General features: G+C 41.8%; 24 protein-coding genes. 21 read left to right on the top strand and 3 right to left on the bottom strand.

From position 1 onward, the window contains the following. The first annotated feature begins 74 nt into the window (after positions 1-74). Positions 75-410: a hypothetical protein gene (locus tag JVX94_RS12110; RefSeq protein WP_024427366.1), complete on the top strand. Its 336-nt coding sequence runs from the start codon at positions 75-77 to the stop codon at positions 408-410. Between the two features lie 98 nt (positions 411-508). Here JVX94_RS12110 and fbpB read toward each other — a convergent pair whose 3' ends face one another. Together fbpB and JVX94_RS12100 are read right to left on the bottom strand one after the other, a co-directional pair. Next, a complete protein-coding gene (fbpB, locus tag JVX94_RS12105) occupies positions 509-658 on the bottom strand; it encodes a Fur-regulated basic protein FbpB (RefSeq protein WP_065215285.1) in 150 nt (49 codons plus the stop codon). 315 nt (positions 659-973) lie between these two features. After that, positions 974-1,294, bottom strand: coding sequence for a thioredoxin family protein (locus JVX94_RS12100; protein WP_205183276.1), 321 nt, complete (start codon positions 1,292-1,294; stop codon positions 974-976). Positions 1,295-1,478: 184 nt separating this feature from the next. Between JVX94_RS12100 and JVX94_RS12095 the strand changes: the two genes are divergently transcribed. The 7 genes from JVX94_RS12095 to JVX94_RS12065 all read left to right on the top strand — a co-directional run bounded on the left by JVX94_RS12095 (position 1,479) and on the right by JVX94_RS12065 (position 8,917). Further along, positions 1,479-2,561, top strand: a complete 1,083-nt coding sequence (locus JVX94_RS12095; RefSeq protein ID WP_048240325.1) for a D-alanine--D-alanine ligase — start codon at positions 1,479-1,481, stop codon at positions 2,559-2,561. Positions 2,562-2,641: 80 nt separating this feature from the next. After that, on the top strand, positions 2,642-4,006 hold the full coding sequence (locus tag JVX94_RS12090; RefSeq protein WP_205183274.1) for a UDP-N-acetylmuramoyl-tripeptide--D-alanyl-D-alanine ligase: 1,365 nt from the start codon (positions 2,642-2,644) through the stop codon (positions 4,004-4,006). 18 nt (positions 4,007-4,024) lie between these two features. After that, positions 4,025-4,717: an alpha/beta hydrolase gene (locus tag JVX94_RS12085; RefSeq protein ID WP_095407798.1), complete on the top strand. Its 693-nt coding sequence runs from the start codon at positions 4,025-4,027 to the stop codon at positions 4,715-4,717. A gap of 127 nt (positions 4,718-4,844) precedes the next feature. Next, a complete protein-coding gene (locus tag JVX94_RS12080) occupies positions 4,845-5,183 on the top strand; it encodes an avidin-fold protein (protein WP_095407799.1) in 339 nt (112 codons plus the stop codon). 165 nt (positions 5,184-5,348) lie between these two features. Continuing rightward, complete coding sequence (gene cshA, locus JVX94_RS12075; protein ID WP_058214406.1) at positions 5,349-6,839, top strand: degradosome RNA helicase CshA; 1,491 nt, start codon at positions 5,349-5,351, stop codon at positions 6,837-6,839. Between the two features lie 112 nt (positions 6,840-6,951). Beyond that, positions 6,952-7,431, top strand: coding sequence for a PH domain-containing protein (locus JVX94_RS12070; RefSeq protein WP_024425383.1), 480 nt, complete (start codon positions 6,952-6,954; stop codon positions 7,429-7,431). Further along, positions 7,421-8,917, top strand: coding sequence for a PH domain-containing protein (locus tag JVX94_RS12065; protein WP_205183272.1), 1,497 nt, complete (start codon positions 7,421-7,423; stop codon positions 8,915-8,917). The genes JVX94_RS12070 and JVX94_RS12065 overlap by 11 nt, the downstream gene beginning before the upstream one ends. Before the next feature lie 53 nt (positions 8,918-8,970). On the opposite strand, the gene JVX94_RS12060 is transcribed toward JVX94_RS12065, so the two are convergent. Then, positions 8,971-9,576, bottom strand: coding sequence for a rhomboid family intramembrane serine protease (locus JVX94_RS12060; RefSeq protein ID WP_205183270.1), 606 nt, complete (start codon positions 9,574-9,576; stop codon positions 8,971-8,973). A 94-nt stretch (positions 9,577-9,670) separates the two neighbouring features. Here JVX94_RS12060 and acpS point away from each other — a divergent pair, with 94 nt between their 5' ends. The 13 genes from acpS to JVX94_RS11995 all read left to right on the top strand — a co-directional run bounded on the left by acpS (position 9,671) and on the right by JVX94_RS11995 (position 18,419). Then, positions 9,671-10,036, top strand: a complete 366-nt coding sequence (acpS, locus tag JVX94_RS12055) for a holo-ACP synthase (RefSeq protein ID WP_205183266.1) — start codon at positions 9,671-9,673, stop codon at positions 10,034-10,036. Positions 10,037-10,196: 160 nt separating this feature from the next. Beyond that, complete coding sequence (locus JVX94_RS12050) at positions 10,197-11,213, top strand: LolA family protein (RefSeq protein WP_095407802.1); 1,017 nt, start codon at positions 10,197-10,199, stop codon at positions 11,211-11,213. Positions 11,214-11,352: 139 nt separating this feature from the next. Continuing rightward, positions 11,353-12,519, top strand: a complete 1,167-nt coding sequence (alr, locus tag JVX94_RS12045) for an alanine racemase (protein ID WP_095407803.1) — start codon at positions 11,353-11,355, stop codon at positions 12,517-12,519. 293 nt (positions 12,520-12,812) lie between these two features. Further along, positions 12,813-13,094 (top strand): hypothetical protein, encoded by a 282-nt coding sequence (locus tag JVX94_RS12040; protein WP_003214273.1) that lies wholly within the window; start codon positions 12,813-12,815, stop codon positions 13,092-13,094. Between the two features lie 4 nt (positions 13,095-13,098). Further along, complete coding sequence (gene ndoA, locus JVX94_RS12035; RefSeq protein ID WP_024425388.1) at positions 13,099-13,449, top strand: type II toxin-antitoxin system endoribonuclease NdoA; 351 nt, start codon at positions 13,099-13,101, stop codon at positions 13,447-13,449. Between the two features lie 117 nt (positions 13,450-13,566). Beyond that, on the top strand, positions 13,567-14,397 hold the full coding sequence (locus tag JVX94_RS12030; protein WP_024427375.1) for an RsbT co-antagonist protein RsbRA: 831 nt from the start codon (positions 13,567-13,569) through the stop codon (positions 14,395-14,397). Positions 14,398-14,401: 4 nt separating this feature from the next. Continuing rightward, positions 14,402-14,770 carry an RsbT antagonist protein RsbS gene (gene rsbS, locus JVX94_RS12025; protein WP_003214235.1) on the top strand — a complete coding sequence of 123 codons (369 nt, stop codon included), beginning with the start codon at positions 14,402-14,404 and terminating at the stop codon, positions 14,768-14,770. Between the two features lie 2 nt (positions 14,771-14,772). Beyond that, positions 14,773-15,174: an anti-sigma regulatory factor gene (locus JVX94_RS12020; RefSeq protein ID WP_024427376.1), complete on the top strand. Its 402-nt coding sequence runs from the start codon at positions 14,773-14,775 to the stop codon at positions 15,172-15,174. Between the two features lie 10 nt (positions 15,175-15,184). Continuing rightward, positions 15,185-16,192: a PP2C family protein-serine/threonine phosphatase gene (locus JVX94_RS12015; RefSeq protein WP_095407804.1), complete on the top strand. Its 1,008-nt coding sequence runs from the start codon at positions 15,185-15,187 to the stop codon at positions 16,190-16,192. A 59-nt stretch (positions 16,193-16,251) separates the two neighbouring features. Continuing rightward, positions 16,252-16,581, top strand: a complete 330-nt coding sequence (locus JVX94_RS12010) for an anti-sigma factor antagonist (RefSeq protein WP_017358393.1) — start codon at positions 16,252-16,254, stop codon at positions 16,579-16,581. Next, complete coding sequence (gene rsbW, locus JVX94_RS12005; RefSeq protein WP_048240335.1) at positions 16,578-17,066, top strand: anti-sigma B factor RsbW; 489 nt, start codon at positions 16,578-16,580, stop codon at positions 17,064-17,066. The genes JVX94_RS12010 and rsbW overlap by 4 nt, the downstream gene beginning before the upstream one ends. Beyond that, positions 17,032-17,820 carry an RNA polymerase sigma factor SigB gene (gene sigB, locus JVX94_RS12000; protein ID WP_024427378.1) on the top strand — a complete coding sequence of 263 codons (789 nt, stop codon included), beginning with the start codon at positions 17,032-17,034 and terminating at the stop codon, positions 17,818-17,820. Before rsbW ends, sigB begins: the two co-directional genes overlap by 35 nt. Next, positions 17,820-18,419 (top strand): PP2C family serine/threonine-protein phosphatase, encoded by a 600-nt coding sequence (locus tag JVX94_RS11995; RefSeq protein WP_205183263.1) that lies wholly within the window; start codon positions 17,820-17,822, stop codon positions 18,417-18,419. The genes sigB and JVX94_RS11995 overlap by 1 nt, the downstream gene beginning before the upstream one ends. Positions 18,420-18,440 lie beyond the last annotated feature (21 nt).

Raw genomic sequence — 18,440 nt, 5'->3', positions numbered from 1 at the left:
AAACGAGTCTGTATTTCACGATAACCTGCTGATTTTGTCTTATAATAAGAAGGAGTCATGGAGGTGGCACTATCGTGAAAAATTTCATTACGGCTTTACCAATTTTGTTGCTGCTGTCGTTTTCGTTTGTGTCTTTTGCCTTCCAGTTTGATCACCTTGTTTATTTCAGACTAGCGCTGGGGATCTTTTCGTTAGCGGGTCTTTTCTTTCTGTATACACTTAAAAGAAACATGAAATGGTTCATGGTCTATTTATATGCGAGCTGGATCGTTCTTGCTGCCGTCACGACATTTGAGGAACCAGTCTTTTCTCAATTTTTCTTCGGTGGTTTAACGATGACAATGGGTTATCTCACATATATGCTCATTTATTTAGGAATGAAGCAGGATCGTGTAGCGAAAGCAAATTAAAACAAAAGCCGATAAAATCGAATAACAGATTTTATCGGCTTTTTTCATTTTATTGAAGCAGACAAAAGAGCAGCCAGCGATGACTGCTCCTCTTGTACTTATGATTCACGCCCAGCAGCTGCAAGCTGCTTCTGATGTTTTTTGTCGATGGTTTCGTATATACTTTCCATCATTTGAGGATCGCGCATGATGGCCTTTTTGTTCTCTTCAATTAATTGCTGATAGGTTTTAATTTTCTTCTTAGACATGTGACTTATCGCTCCTTTATTAGAATGGACGTCTATAGGATTTCACATAGATGAAATTGATAATCATTTTCAATTAGCAACTCCATTATACAAAGACAAATGTCAGAAGTAAAGATTCAATTCAGAAAATTCACGTAACCGACATATTCCAAGCTGTATCGACGCTGCATTCTTTCCCAGGAAATAATCTTGTCATTACTTGTCGTAGTGAAACATCTATTTGAAACGTTTTGGCTGCGCAACTCGTCTTATGAAGAGATTTGAAAAGAAAAAAGAACATCAGCAAGTGTTTGCTGATGTCCTTCGTTTAATCAATTAAGAAACGTGTTCTTGAAGAAACTCTGTCACTTCTTCAGGCGATTTTGCATTTGCACTGTGTAAATGACCTGTTTTTTCACCTTTTTTGAAAATTAACAGGCTTGGTATGCCCATTACCTGATACGTTTCAGCTAATTCAGGGAAATCATCTTTATTTATTTCAAACCATTCATGGTGAGCATAAGCTTCTAGGATGTCTGGAATGAACATGTCCATTCTTGTGCAGTCAGGACACCATGTTGCAAAGAATTTAACGATGACTTCTTTGTCTGATTGGATAATTTCATTGAATTGTTCAGTACTTGTGATTTTTTTCAATTTGTCACAACTCCTTTTCAATGTCATTTTAATATAAATTACAGGCGAATGACATACAAATGCTCGGGAGGCGCTTACAACCTTTACAAATCATTTCAATTACGTAACAACAAAAATTAATTAGAGCATTTTTGCTTGAAAGTGATAAGATAGTAAAGATGAATTTTAGTGGGGGGAGTATCCATTGAAAATAAGTTTAGGATTGATTTACGGCGGAAAGTCAGCCGAACATAATGTATCACTGCAAACAGCCCTTGCAGTTACAAAAGCACTTAACACTGAGAAGTTCGATATACATCCAATTTATATTACAGAAGAGGGTGAATGGTTAAGAGGAGAAAAACTCACTGAACCAGTATCAAACGTCAAAATGCTTCAATTTGAACAGAACGCAAAGACGTTTTTACCAACTTCTTTAAATGAAAGCATGTTTCCGCAGCCTGCATCGGCTGATGAGAAAATTGATGTTGTCTTCCCGTTGCTGCACGGACCAAATGGAGAAGATGGTACAATGCAAGGATTACTTGAACTGTTAAATATCCCGTATGTCGGCAACGGCGTTCTCGCGTCTGCTGCGGGTATGGATAAAGTCATGATGAAAGATGTTTTTGCACAAGCAGGACTTGCACAAGCAAAGCACCTTTCTTTCAATAAAAAAGACTATGAGAAGGCGACACCAGCCAGCTTAGAACAGGTGGAACAAGTACTTGGCTATCCATGCTTTGTGAAACCTGCCAACATGGGATCAAGTGTTGGAATTAGCAAATGCCGCAGCAAAGAAGAGCTGCAGACTGCATTTGACCTCGCTTTCCAATATGATCGTCGTGTGGTCGTAGAAGAAGGCGTCGTTGGAAGAGAAATCGAGATTGGTGTATTAGGCAACGATGAGCCGAAATGCTCTGTCGTTGGTGAGATTGCACCTAAAACAGATTTTTATGATTACAAAGCAAAATATGAAGATGGCGATACAGATTTGATCATTCCTGCGAGTGTGTCAGAGGATGAATATAAGACGATTCATGACATGGCGATTAAGGCATTTAAAGCCCTCGATGGATCTGGCCTCGTACGTGCAGACTTCTTCCTTACTGAAAAAGGTGAAGTGTTGATCAATGAAGTGAATACAATGCCTGGATTCACACCATTTAGTATGTTCCCATTGCTTTGGAAGCACACTGGTGTAGAGTATCCAGAGTTGATTGAAAAGCTGGTGTCACTTGCAATTGAACGCCATCAAGAAAAACAAACCATTAAAACAACTTTTTAATGTGAGCAGCAAGCAGACACTATCCTTAGGTAGTGTCTCTTTTCCTTCAAACGTGAAATGAGAAAGAGAGGCGAAAAATCATGATCAAACGTACAGTGAAACAAATCGCCCAAATGGCTGGTGGAACCCTATCTAATCAAGCTTTTGGCGAAGAGCAGATTCACGGAGTGACAACAGATACACGAAAAGTATCAGACGGCGCACTGTTTATCCCGCTTATTGGAGAACATTTTAATGGTCACACATTTGCTTCGAAAGCAGTGGAGCTTGGAGCATCAGCTGTTCTTTGGAATCAAAAAGAAGCCAATCCGCCAGAAGGCGCTCCGGTTATTCTTGTAGAGGATACATTAACTGCGCTTCAACAGCTCGCGAAATCATACTTAAAAGAAGAAAATCCTCGTGTTGTCGGTATTACAGGAAGTAATGGGAAAACCACAACGAAAGACATGATTCATTCCGTCCTGCAAACAGCGTATCAAGTTCATAAAACAGACGGTAACTTTAATAATCATATCGGTCTTCCGCTCACCATTCTTGCAATGCCAGAAGGAACAGATATTGCGGTTTTGGAGATGGGCATGAGTGCAAAAGGCGAAATCGAATTTTTATCAGATCTCGCTGAGCCGGATGCAGCAGTCATCACAAATATCGGGGAATCTCATATGCAAGATTTAGGATCAAGAGAAGCCATTGCTGATGCCAAATGTGAAATCGTCAAAGGGTTAAAAGAAGACGGTATCTTTTATTACTTAGGTGATGAGCCCTTGCTCCGCGAAAGAGCAAGTTCACTCTCGCAGCGTGTAAAAACCTTTGGAGAAGCAGAGGACTGTGATATCAAAGTAACGCACATCAACCAGCTTGCAGAAGGAACAGAATTTCAAGTCGAAGGGTATGCCCAAGGTTTTCTCATTCCTGTATTAGGGAAACATAATGTGAAGAATGCACTTGCGGCTATTGCCATAGGCCAGCATTTTGGGCTGAATGAAAGACAAATTGCCCAAGGACTGATGCAAACGAAGTTGACGGGAATGCGTCTTGAGCTGTTTAAAACAGACAAAGGAATCACTGTCATTAATGATGCGTATAATGCAAGTCCTACTTCTATGAAAGCAGCCATTGATCTTGTGGGGGATATGGACGGCTTCGCCAATCGTATTCTTGTACTTGGAGACATGCTCGAAATGGGCAGCGAAGAAGAAACGTATCATTATGAATTAGGCCGTTACATCAAGCCGGAATTTATTGATCATGTCATGACGTATGGCCGTCTAGGTGCATTCATTGCTGAAGGAGCGAAGAAATCATTCGGCGCTGAACGCGTGTGCTCCTTTATGGACAAAGAGGACTTGAAGAAAAAACTAGCTGAAGTGGCAGGGCCTGACGATGTTGTGCTTGTCAAAGCCTCACGCGGTATGAGATTGGAAGAAGTCATTACTGCACTATAAAAGTGAGAAGGTGACAGAATGATCGGCTGTTTATGTATCCACGGTTTTACGGGTGCCCCTTATGAAGTAGAACCGCTGGCGCAATATTTAAAACAGGCGGCAGATTGGAATGTGCAGTCTGTCACGCTTCCGGGGCATGGGAATGAACTTCAGTTAAAAGGCATTCTTTATCAAGAATGGATAGCGACAGCTGAACTCGAACTTCTATCCCTTTATCGAACTTGTGACACCGTGTATTTAGTCGGCTTTTCTATGGGCGGAATGATTGCTTCTTACTTAGCAGCAAAGTACCCAGTTGCCCGTCTCGTTCTTTTAAGTGCTGCGGCCAAATATGTGAACCCAAAACAAATAATGCAAGACACAAGGCAGATGGTGAAGGAATCCCTGTCTGGGTTAATTGATACAAACCCTTTGTATGATCGATATCGTCATAAGCTCACAAGCACACCGCTGTCAGCTGCGATAGAATTTATGAAGCTCGTAAAGCAGACGAAGAATTCGCTTGAGAAGCTTCATCTGCCTGTGTTAATTGTTCAAGGTGAAAGTGACGGGATTGTGCCTGCTTCAAGTGCGGAATTTATTTATCATAAAGTCCCGTCTCGCCAGAAAGAAATGTTTTATTTGCCGGATTGTAAACATCATGTTTGTCATGAGCCATGTGCCCAGCAATTGTTTGAGAAAGTAGAACATTTTTTAAAAAAAGCAATTTAATATATAGAAAAGCAAAAATGTGGCTAAACTAATATAAATTGAATCCCACTTGTTAAAATTTGCATCATTTTTGTCGAATGAGTGACAAGCCTATGGTACAATAGGAAAGAAAAGGTGGTTGATTCGGTTGTTTCAATATGACGGAAAAACCTTTGTCCCGCAGTCTAATTCGAGTAACGGAGAAGTATCGGTAGGAACCATATTTCAATATCGTCAGGACGGGAATATATTAACGGGCACATATCAAGGCGGCAGTATCGTATCTGGTGTACTTGTAGGAACTGTGAATGAGGATGGAACACTTCATTTTAGATACCACCATGTCAGCAAAGACGGCAGCATGAGAAGCGGGTCTTGCAATTCTACACCTAAACAGTTGGATAACGGAAAAATTCAACTGTTCGAAAAGTGGAAATGGATGGACGGAGATCAAAGTGAGGGTGAATCTGTCATTGTGGAACAGTAGATATATCCATTTCTGTCTTGTTGAAAAACAAATAGTGTAATGGTAAGATATAAGGTAGGGTAATTCGGGCTTTGTATATAATGGACCTGTCCTTTCGGAAAAGGACAGTTTTTAATGATCATTCACGAGATTACTGAAACAGCAATTAGAAGGAGTTTGAATAATTTGACTATAACGTTTCAAGATTTTCAATTAAGCGAAAGTCTCATGAAAGCTATTAACCGCATGGGATTTGAAGAAGCAACACCGATTCAAGCGGAAACAATTCCTCTCGGTCTTCAAAATAAAGATGTCATTGGACAAGCACAAACAGGTACAGGAAAAACTGCAGCATTTGGTATTCCTCTTGTAGAAAAAATTGACCCAGCTTCTCCAAACATCCAAGCGATTATCATTGCGCCAACAAGAGAATTAGCGATTCAAGTATCTGAAGAGCTATATAAAATTGGCCAAGACAAGCGTGCGCGCGTACTTCCGATTTACGGCGGACAAGATATCGGCCGTCAAATCCGTTCGCTCAAGAAAAATCCTCATATCATCGTAGGGACTCCAGGACGTTTACTCGATCACATTAACCGTCGTACAATGCGTCTTCAAAACGTTGAAACAGTTGTGCTAGATGAAGCAGACGAAATGTTAAACATGGGTTTCATCGAAGACATTGAATCGATCCTTTCAAATGTACCAAGTGAACACCAAACACTTTTATTCTCTGCGACAATGCCTGCACCAATTAAGCGCATTGCAGAGCGTTTCATGACAAACCCAGAACACGTAAAAGTAAAAGCGAAAGAAATGACAGTCTCTAATATCCAACAGTTCTACTTGGATATTCACGAGCGTAAGAAGTTTGATACATTGACTCGTCTTCTTGACATTCAATCACCTGAGCTTTCAATTGTCTTCGGCCGTACGAAACGCCGTGTTGACGAATTGACTGAAGCACTTAACCTTAGAGGTTATACAGCTGAAGGAATTCATGGTGACCTGACACAAGCGAAACGTATGGTTGCGCTTCGAAAATTCAAAGAAGGTTCAATCGATGTGCTTGTCGCAACAGACGTTGCAGCACGTGGACTTGATATCTCAGGCGTAACACACGTGTATAACTTTGACGTACCACAAGATCCAGAAAGCTACGTTCACCGTATTGGACGTACTGGACGTGCTGGACGTACAGGTATGGCGATGACATTCATCACACCACGTGAAAAAGATATGCTTCGTGCGATTGAGCAAACGACTAAACGTAAAATGGATCGTATGAAAGAACCAACACTAGATGAGGCAATCGAAGGACAACAGCAAGTAACCATTGATCGTCTGCGCACAATCATCAGTGAAAACAACTTGAACTTCTACATGACAGCTGCTGCTGAATTGCTGGAAGATCATGATTCTGTCACAGTGGTTGCGGCTGCCATCAAAATGATGACAAAAGAGCCAGATGCAACGCCTGTTCGTTTGACAGATGAAGCACCAATGATTTCAAAACGCAATCGTAACAACCGCAGCTCTTCTAAACGTAGAGACGGTGGCGGCGGAGGCGGCTATCGCGGGAAAAGCCGTTCATCTTACGGTGATAAAAAGCGTTCTTCAAATGACCGCAATCGTTCTTCTAACGATCGTCGTCAAAAGAAATCTTATAACAACTAATTCTAAAGCGAATCCTTTGCAGGGTTCGCTTTTTTTAACAGGTTAAAATTGAAACTTTTTAGGCTTTGTTTCGTAATATATTGATAGAAAAGTAAGAGAATGGGGGAAGAATGTGAGAAAACAGCCGCAACGTCAAATTAGTTTAAATGGTTTAAAGGTATGGCGTCTTCAAAATGGAATTATCTCATTGATTTTCTTACTCATCATCATTGGGGTATTTGTTGCTAGCTACTATTTTCAATGGCCATATTGGATTGGAGCAATTCTTTCTGGTTTATGGGTCTTACAGGTCATTTTCGGTATTTGGCTCATACCGAAAATCCGACATCATATCTGGCGCTACGAAGTATTTGAAAATGAAATTGAAATACAGCATGGGCTCATTCGCGTCACACGTGTGATTGTGCCGATGGTGCGTGTTCAGCATGTTGATACTTCTCAAGGGCCGCTTTTAAGGCGCTACCGTTTGGCATCTGTTCAAATTTCGACTGCTGCCACAGTTCATGATATACCGGCGCTAGAATTAGAAGAGGCAGATGAGCTTCGTGATTACATATCTCGTTTAGCAAGGGTGACGGAAGATGATGTCTGAACCAAAACGTGTACATCCCATCTCGATGTTCATTGATTTTATATCAGATGCTGTATCCATGATCAAAAACTTCATTATCCCTTTTTTCGTGTTGATTTTTGTGAACTCGAATTCGAGCATTCGTTTTTATGCATTTATCATTCTCGGTGTGCTGCTTTTATGGAAAGCTGTGTTTACCATTTTAGAATGGAGACGATTCACTTACCGGATGGAAGACGATGAATTTCGCGTGGAATCGGGTGTGATCACGAAAAAGAAAAAATATATCTCGTTAGAACGAATTCAAACGGTGAATACAAGTGAGGGGATTTTCCAACGGATTTTCGGTTTAGTGCGGGTCCAAATCGAAACCGCAGGCGGAACGGATGGTCCAGAAGTGAGCCTGACCGCGATTACAAAAGCAGAAGCGGAACAATTAAAGCAGTCGATTTTCAACCGGAAGAAAAGCTTGCAGGAAGAAGAAATGACGGATGAAGCAGGAGATCTGCATGGCCATTTGACTGTGCAAAAACCTGTGCAGGAAGAAATCAATGTCTCCTATCGTATGGGTGTGTCAGAGCTGCTTTTGGCTGCGACCACTTCCAGCGGTATCGGAGTCATTATATCTGGGTGTCTCGCCATCTACACGCAAATAGATGAAATTCTTCCACTGGATGGTTTCTTCAAGCAGTTCTCTTTTTTAAGCCATGCGAGCGTTGAAATCTATGCAATTTTGATATTTCTTGCCGTATTGATTGCGTGGATCCTGAGTGTCGGGGTAACAGCACTTCAGTATGCGAATTTTGCTGCAAAGCGAAAAGGGAATGACATCATCATTACAAGAGGACTCATTGAGAGACATCAAATGACCATTCCACTTGCGAGAATTCAAGCAGTGAAAATCAAAGAAAATATTATCCGTGAGCCTTTTGGTTTTGCGACGGTGATGCTGGTTAGTGCAGGAGGTTCAATTACAGAGAAAGAAACCTCTTCCGTCTTATTTCCGCTCATTCGGAAGAAAAAGATCAATGAATTGCTGTCCCAATTCACCGACCATTATCATGCAGCACCAGAAACAGAGCTGAAAAAGGTGCCAAAGCGTTCACTGAAACGCTATTTGATCTCTTATGGCTTTGTACCGTTACTTGTAGGTGTCATCCTGTCGGTACGCTTTCCGCCATGGGGATATTTAGGACTTATTCCGTTACCGCTTGCTCTATTCTTTGGCTATTTAGCTTATAAACAATCAGGATATACAATCAAAGATTCATTGATTCAAATGACATCAAGAGGCATTGGCAAGACCACTGGCATTGTCTTGAGAAAACGGATGCAAAACTATACGATGACGCAATCTTTTTTCCAAAAGAAAGGCCGGGTCGCAAGTATTCACACCTTTGTGAAATCCTCTGCGCTGCTTGATTCCTTTAGTGTACATCACCTTGAGGAAGAAGATGCAGCGCGTGTATTTGATTGGTATTCGTATGAAAAAAATCAATCGTCTTAAACGAAAAATGTCGATCAGCTCCTATTTAAGGAGGATCGACATTTTTTATGAGATTAATATCGTCTTTTTTTCGAATGGAAGAACAGCGTAATAGGTGCTAGAATCATACCGCCGATCAATCCAAATAAGTGAGCCATGATATTGATGTTCGAATTGACGAACGTCATGATGACAGAAACAGCAAGAATCGTTAAAATCACTTGTGAATTGCCGCGGTCCATCATGTGCGGTTTAAATAGGACAAGGTATAAATAAACCCCAAACAAACCGAAGATCGCACCAGAAGCGCCAACGTGTACATACTCCAAAGGCTCCACCCAATAGGTTCCGAGATTGCCAATGAACCCTGCACCAAGATAAATAATCAGAAATCGAATCTTCCCAAGCAAATGTTCAAGCGCTGGGGCGAATAAGAAAAGGGACATGGAATTAAATAAAATATGTGTGAGACTTCCGTGCAGAAAAATAGGTGTGACGAGCCGCCACCATTCCCCAGCTGCTACACCATAATTGAAACCGACGAGATGATCCTGCCCAAGCTGTATAATAGGGACAGGAATCGCAAATATAAGCCACAGGCCGATTTGTAAAGCAAGGATCGCTGTTACGATTGGATACGATCTAATAAATTGTTGAAAGCTCTCCGTTCGAATAAACATAACAAACCCCTTTTGACTAGATAATGGTAAGTTTATAGTAACACGTTTATGAAGCGAACACTCAAATTAGTACGAGTATCATAGGAGGTACCTCATGATCAAAGGAATAGGCATTGATATTGTAGAGATCGACCGGCTCTCGCGAGTGCTCAGCAGGCAGCCCCGTTTACCGGAACGAATTTTGACTTTAAGTGAACAGGACGTCTTTCGTACACTCAGTGAAAAAAGACAGCTGGAATTTTTGGCAGGACGCTTTGCGGCAAAGGAAGCTTTCGCTAAAGCATACGGAACGGGAATCGGTCAGCATTTAAGCTTTCATGACATAGACATTCAAAAAGACGTTAATGGAAAACCCTTTATCAAAAGCGAGAAAGCGGAGGGAGATCAGGTTCATGTGTCCATTACCCATACAAAGGAATATGCTGCGGCACAAGTTTTAATTGAAAGGTTGTCAAGCTAGTCTGCATATTGTTTGTCCCCCCTTCATATATTGGGTAGTGCGATAAGGAAGGGCGAGTTGCTAACAGGCTTTGATGGTTCGCGGTACGCAGTTAACTCTTGAGGCGTACTGTTAAAGTCAAACAAGCGGTTTCTTCCTTTTAACACAATTAACGAAGGGGTTGAAAAGGGTGAGAAAAAGCTTTGTTTTGCTTGTAACGGGAATCCTTTTTGTACTGATTCTCTCCGCATGCGGTCAAAAATCTCAGAAGGATATCGTTGGAGATTTAAACAAAAAGGCAGAGGAAATGACATCATACAAAGCCAAAGCAAAAATGACCATTGAGACAGGAAATGACCCGCAGGAGTACCAGGTAGAAATTTGGTACAAGAAGCCGGAGCTTTACCGTGTCTATTTAGAAAATCCGAAAAAGGATCAGAGTCAAGTCATTTTAAGAAATGGCAATGGTGTATTTGTGCTGACACCTTCATTGAACAAGAGCTTCCGTTTCCATAGTGATTGGCCGAATAATAGCAGTCAGGTCTATTTATTCGAATCACTCGTGAAGGACATTAAAAATGACAGTGCAGCTCAGTTCAAAGCGAAAGAGTCAAAGTATGTGTTCGAAACGAAGACCAATTATCAGCACAACCAAATGCTGCCTACCCAAGAGATTACCTTTCATAAGAAAACAATGGCGCCTGCCAGTGTGAAAGTGCTGGATAGCGACAAAAAGCCAATGGTGAAAGTGGAATTCTCTCACTTTGAATTCAATAAATCCTTTGACAAAGATGCATTTGATGAGAAGAAAAACATGACACTCTCTCAAATGGATGTTGCCACAAGTGCAGACCCATCTGACAGCTTCGCGGTGAAAACACCAGTTGATATGCCAGAAGGCGTGAAGAAGATGGAAGAGAAAGAAATGACGACAGATGCTGGGAAGCGTTATGTGATTACGTACGGCGGCAAGAAATCCTTCACACTCATTCAGGAAAAAGCGAGAGTAGCCGAAGCATCTACGCCTGTCACGATGAATGGCGAGCCGGTCGATCTTGGCATGACAGTAGGGGTTCTGACAGATCAATCTCTCTCATGGACATCTGACGGAGTTGACTATTTAATTTCCTCAAGTGATTTATCGAAGGAAGAGCTGTTGATGGTCGCAAACAGTGTAGAAGGCCAGTCAGCTAAATAAATGAAGTTCTCAGGCGAAAGCCTTGAAAATGAAGCATCAGCCCTGTGTAAGGGCTGATTTTCTTTGATTTGTTTCACATTATTGTTGATTTTTAGTATCATATGAGGGGATTGAATCATTCAATAGGGAAGTGTGACTGATGGACACAAATGCCTTTTATAGAGACACATGGGCAGAAATTAATTTAACAGCAATCAAGCATAATGTTTCACATATGAAAGATCATATCGGTCAAAATGTTCAACTGATGGCTGTTGTGAAAGCCAATGCATATGGACATGGAGATATAGAAGTGGCAAGAACTGCCCTCGAAGCAGGTGCAGACTTGTTAGCTGTAGCCTTTTTAGATGAGGCCATTTCTTTAAGAAATCAAGGCATCAAAGCACCGATTCTTGTACTCGGCGCTGTACCGCCGGAGTATGTCAAAACTGCCGCTCTATACAATGTGGTCATGACCGCTTACTCCACCAGTTGGCTGAGGGAAGTCGTCCATATGGGACAACCTATTCGTTTTCATTTGAAAATAGACAGCGGAATGAACCGTTTAGGTGTGAAAACGTTGGAGCAAGTCAGCGAAGTAAAGAAGCTTGTGAGCGAGCATTCTTATTTACAGCTGGAAGGTGTATTTACTCACTTTGCGACAGCCGATGAAAAGGATGAGGACTATTTTGAGCGGCAAGTCGACACCTTTCAAACCCTGCTTCAGCCGCTTCATACGGACGAACTGCTCGTTCATTGTGCCAATAGTGCAGCAGGTTTAAGGTTTAAAGAAGTGTTGTTTAATATGGTTCGCTTCGGCATCAGTATGTACGGGCTGTCACCGTCAGAGGAAATCAAAGATGAACTCCCTTTCAAGCTGGAAGAAGCCATGTCTCTTCATACAAAGCTCGCCCATGTGAAGCTCATTCAAAAGGGTGAGAGTGTCAGCTATGGGGCGACGTATACCGCCAATCAAGATACATGGATCGGTACGGTACCAGTCGGCTATGCAGACGGGTGGATCAGGAAGCTGGCAGGCACGGAAGTACTTGTTGGCGGAAAGCGCCGGAAGATTGCCGGAAGGGTATGTATGGATCAATTCATGGTTGAACTGAAAGAGAATTTTTCAGCAGGGGAGCCAGTCGTTTTGATTGGTGGACAAGGTGAAGAAATGGTATCAGTCGATGAAATTGCAAAAAGGCTTGAAACCATTAACTATGAAGTCACTTGCTCAATTGGCCACCGCGTCCCAAGAGTATATATAGAGGACGGCAAAAGGGTGCATGTACGGAATCCGCTGCTTCAAGGCGGGCCAAGCTTTTTCTAAACAGCTTTCTCAGGAACGATCGTCAAACTGACATCGTTCCTTTTTATTCTACAAAGAAGGGGTAAACATTCTCCCTTTTTTAGAGATTTTGGAAATACCGTATGATTTTCGGAAAAAAGCGTATAATGTGAAAGAGGAACTCCATTATCATCTTGATTTACGGGTGGCGAGCCGTTTCATGTTCTAATAAGAAATCATGAAAAAACAGCTTTGCTTGCGCATTGAATAATGGTATGATTAGTCTTGGAATGGATCGATACGGTATCCGTAAGTTTTGTGGAGGTGTATGTTTTTTGTCTGAATCCAGCGCAACAAACGAAATGAAGATTCGACTGCCGGAGGCTTTAATGTCTGAGATCGAACGAGTAGCAGAGCAGGATAAGGTAACAAGAAATGAATTGATCTACCGAGCGACAAAAACGTATATTCGTGAACGTAATATTCGACAAAATCGTGAATCGATGAGACGCGGCTACATGGAGATGGCGAAAATTAATCTGAATATCTCTTCAGAGGCACAATACGCAGAGTTTGAGGCTGAGAATACAGTTGAGCGATTAGTCAGCGGGGGTTAAACATTTGATTGTTAAACGCGGTGATGTTTACTTTGCTGATTTATCTCCTGTTGTTGGCTCCGAGCAGGGCGGGGTTCGCCCAGTATTGGTGATTCAAAATGACATTGGAAATCGCTTCAGCCCGACTGCTATCGTTGCAGCCATAACAGCCCAAATACAAAAAGCGAAATTACCGACTCACGTCGAAATTGATGCAAAGCGCTACGGCTTTGAACGAGATTCTGTCATTCTTTTAGAGCAGATTCGTACAATCGATAAACAAAGATTGACAGATAAAATCACACATCTTGATGATGAGATGATGGAGAAGGTTGATGAAGCCTTACAAGTTAGTTTGGCTCTTATTGATTTTTAATATGGTGATATTTGGTTGCTCTGTTGAGAGCAACTTTTTTTTGTGTTCAATTTTTTTTAACGTTATAATGAAGAAAGACTAAAAAGAAGTGCTGTTTATGTACGTAGGGGGTAAAACATGTCGAATCAAATCGTGTTAGCTTTTGCAAGAAAGCATCAAGAGGAATTACAAAAAGAGTGGACGGACATTTTAAGACGACTCGGAGAAAAAGAAACGGACATGATGCTGAACGACAATATGTATGAAACCATCTGTTCGGAATATGTTCAATTAATCATTACATCTCTTTCAGAAGGGTATGCAGAAGATTTTGAAGAAAAAGTGCAAACTTTTGCTTTAAAAATTGTTCAAATGGGTATATCACTTAAGTTACTGGCAAATGGTCTAACAGAAATCCGTTCACATTTATATCATAAAATGAACGATGACAAAGATACAACAGAAGAAAGTCATGACCTCATCTGGCAAATCGATCGATTCATCACACCGATTCATAACGAGATCTTAAACCAGTATTCCATCTCATGGGAGAAAACAGTCAACCTTCAAAAAATCGCGCTGCAGGAACTATCTGCCCCGCTGATCCCAGTATTTGAGCACATCACCGTCATGCCGCTTGTTGGAACCATTGATACAGAACGTGCGAAAAAAATTATGGAGAACCTGCTCAATGGTGTCGTCAAACATCGCTCGCAGGTCGTCTTGATTGATATTACGGGTGTACCTGTCGTTGACACAATGGTCGCGCATCATATCATTCAAGCATCAGAGGCTGTGAGATTAGTAGGTGCGAAGTGCTTGCTTGTCGGTATTCGCCCAGAAATAGCCCAAACCATTGTGAACCTTGGAATTGATTTATCTCAAGTTACAACAAAGAATACCCTTCAAAAAGGAATTCAAACTGCTTTGGAAATGACAAATCGAAAAATTGTTTCATTGGAGGGATAACCCAGTGAGAAATCACCCGAAGATTCCAATCTTAAAACTATATAACTGTCTTCTGATTTCGATACAGTGGGAGCTTGATGATCAAACAGCTCTCCACTTTCAAGAAGACTTACTGAATAAAATTCATGAAACAGGAGCAAACGGTGTTGTCATTGACCTCACATCCGTCGATATGATTGATTCCTTTATCGCAAAGGTATTAGGCGATGTGATTACCATGTCCAAGCTCATGGGGGCAAAAGTTGTATTAACAGGAATACAGCCGGCAGTCGCTGTGACGCTGATTGAACTTGGTATATCGCTTGAAGAAATTCAGACAGCACTAGATCTTGAACAAGGGCTTGAGACACTGAAGCGGGAATTGGGGGAATAGATATGAAAGACCAATCCTGTGTAAGAATATTGACGGAATGGGACATAGTCGCAGCAAGACAATTGGGGCGCAATGTTGCAAAAGAACTTGGATTTGGAACAGTTGACCAAGCAAGAATTACGACGGCCATTTCAGAATTAGCTCGAAACATCTATTTATACGCTGGTAAAGGTCAGATTTGTATAGAAGAAGTGATGGAGCGAGGAAAGCGTGGACTCAAAGTGATCGCAGCCGATGAGGGGCCGGGTATCATGGATATACGTAAAGTAATGGAAGACGGATTTTCAACATCAGGCGGACTCGGAGCAGGTCTTCCGGGTGTCAGACGACTGATGGATGAATTTAAATTAGATTCTGCACCAGAACAAGGAACGGAGATACAAGCTGTTAAGTGGCTTCGCTAGGAGGGAAACCATGGATTTTAAGGAGGTAATGGAGCAGCGGTACCATCAGCTGCTCAGTCGTTATATCAGTGATTTAACTGAAACATCGCTTTATCAAGCTCAAAAATTTAGCCGTAAAACCATTGAGCATCAAATACCTCCTGAAGAAATAGTGAGTGTTCACCGAAAAGTGATTCAGGAGCTTTACCCTGATTTGCCGGAAGATGTTTTTCATTCACTAGACTTCTTAATTGAAGTCATGATTGGGTACGGACTTGCCTACCAGGAACATTTAACACTCAGAGGCATCCAGCAAGAAATAAAATCTGAAATCGAAATTGCTGCAAATGTTCAGCAAACCCTTCTGGAAACGAAAATTCCAGAAGGAGATACCTTTGATATTGGTGCAATTAGTGTACCGGCAAAACAGATGAGTGGAGATTATTACCACTTTGTAACTGATCACGATACAATCAATATCGCGATCGCAGATGTCATTGGAAAGGGAATCCCGGCTGCGCTCTGTATGTCCATGATTAAATATGCGATGGATTCCTTGCCTGAGTCAGGGAGCGGCCCAACAAAGGTGCTGAAAACCCTGAATCGTGTAGTCGAGCAAAACGTAGACCCAAGTATGTTTATCACGATGTTCTATGGCAGCTATAATAAAGAAACGCATGAGTTTAAATACGCATCGGCTGGTCATGAGCCGGGCTTTTTCTATTGCAGAAAAGAGAACACATTTTACGATTTAGATGCAAAAGGGCTTGTCCTTGGGATCGCACCAGACTTTGACTACAGACAGTACGAGAAGCATTTGGACGCAGGAGATATGGTCATTCTATTCTCTGATGGTGTCACAGAATCTAAGTCAGAGGACGGTTTCTTAGAGCGGGAGGATATCAAAGCGCTCATATCAGAGCATCTATCCTACTCAGCTCAAGAAATGGTGGATGCCATCTACGCCAGCTTACTCAAACTGCAGGATTTTCAGCTGCACGATGACTTTACTTTACTTGTTCTCAAAAGAAAGGTTTAGAAAGTGAACATGCGGGTATATAAAACTTTAGGAAACAAGAATTTCGAGGTGAATGCATAATGAATATGTCTGTAAAAGAGCATCAAATAGATCAAAAAACGAAAATCAGTGTCAGCGGGGAAATTGATGTGTACTCCGCTCCTCAGCTAAGAGAAACGCTCATGCCTAAAGCAGAGGCGGGAGAGCATCTTGAAATCTGTCTAAAGGATGTTACGTATATGGATAGTACAGGTTTAGGTGTATTCGTTGGGCTGTTTAAAGCGGCTCAAAAAGCAGGTGGCACATTAAAGCTTGAGAACTTGTCAGAACGGCTTGTAAGGTTGTTTGAAATCACTGGATTAAAGGACATCATTGACATTTCTGCAAAGTCAGAGGGTGGGGTACAATGAACGAATCAGTAGATCTAATCGAGATGAAAATACCGGCGAAACCAGAATATGTAGGCATCATTCGTTTGACTCTTTCAGGCGTAGCGAGCCGGATGGGCTATGTCTATGAAGAGATTGAGGACTTAAAAATTGCCGTCAGTGAGGCCTGTACAAATGCAGTTCAGCATGCCTACAAAGGTGAAGACGGCGAAGATGGAGAGGTGGCTGTTCGCTTTCTTGTCTACGAGGATCGTCTAGAAATCGTTGTCGCTGACAAAGGTGGCAGCTTTGACTTTAAGCAAAAACAGGAAGACTTGGGACCGTACACATCTGCTCATACGGTGGATCAATTGGCAGAAGGAGGTCTTGGTTTATATTTAATGCAAACATTGATGGATGAAGTCGAGGTGCAAGCAAACTCCGGAGTTACCGTGGCGATGACAAAGTTTTTAAACAGGGAGCGAGTTGACCATGACACAACCATCCAAAACTATGAAACTAACTAAAGATGAAGTAGACCGCCTCATCCAAAGCTATCAAACCAATCAAGACGAGCAGGCGCAGCTCACGCTGGTCGAATGCTATACAAACTTGGTTGATATGCTGGCGAAAAAATATTCTAAAGGAAAAAGCTTTCATGAGGACCTCAGACAAGTTGGAATGATTGGTTTACTTGGCGCCATTAAACGATACGACCCGCTCGTCGGTAAATCATTTGAAGCCTTTGCCATTCCAACCATCATCGGGGAAATCAAACGCTTTTTACGAGATAAGACATGGAGTGTCCATGTACCAAGGCGGATCAAAGAGCTTGGACCGAGAATCAAAATGGCAGTCGATCATTTGACAACAGAGACACAGAAATCACCTAAAGTCCAAGAAATTGCAGAATACCTAGATGTAACAGAAGAAGAAGTACTGGAAACCATGGAGATGGGCAAAAGCTATCAAGCACTGTCTGTTGACCAAGGCGTAGAGGCTGATTCTGAAGGAAGTACTGTGACGATTTTAGACGTTGTTGGCTCACAGGAAGAGGGCTATGAGCGTGTGAACCAAAAAATGATGCTTGAGAGTGTGCTTCATGTGCTGTCGGATAGAGAAAAAGAGATTATCAATCTGACTTACTTGCAAAATAAGAGTCAGAAAGAAACAGGCGATTTGCTTGGTATATCCCAAATGCATGTATCGAGACTGCAGCGAAAGGCAGTGAAAAAACTGCGAGATGCATTATCAGAAGATGCGTCTATGGAGCTAGGGTAATGAAGCAGATTGAACAGCATGAGCATGTAAACGCCATTATTTATCAATCGAATAAAGAAGGAAAAGCATGCTGCGGGGACAGTTTTTTTATTAAAGCAGATGATGAAGAACTAATTTGTGCTGTAGCAGACGGATTGGGCAGCGGCCAGTACGCCAATGAATCATCTTCTTTAGTCAGCGAAATTGTCGAAGAATATGGACATGAGGATGTGACGACCCTCATCGACAGATGCAATCAGGCCATGAAAAATAAACGCGGGGCCACCGTGGCCATATTAAAGGTGAATTTTTCCCAGCAGCAATTTACCTATTGTTCGGTTGGTAATATTCGGTTTATCTTGAATGCACCTTCTGGCGACTATATTTATCCACTTCCGACATCAGGATACTTATCAGGGAAACCTAGAAAATATAAAACGTACACCTATTCCTACGAAAAAGGATCGATATTCATTATGTATTCAGACGGACTGAATGTGCCAAACATGCGCATGTGTTTAAAGCATGGACATTCAGTTGAAGACATCGCCAAACAGCTTGAAACATACACACAAGACAAAAAGGACGATCTCACCTATGTACTTGGTCAGCTCATGTAAAATAGCTGACCTTTTTTCTGT

This window comes from Bacillus sp. PDNC022, assembly GCF_016919285.1.
GTDB lineage: Bacteria > Bacillota > Bacilli > Bacillales > Bacillaceae > Bacillus > Bacillus safensis.
This window is presented reverse-complemented; position numbering and strand designations above follow the sequence as displayed.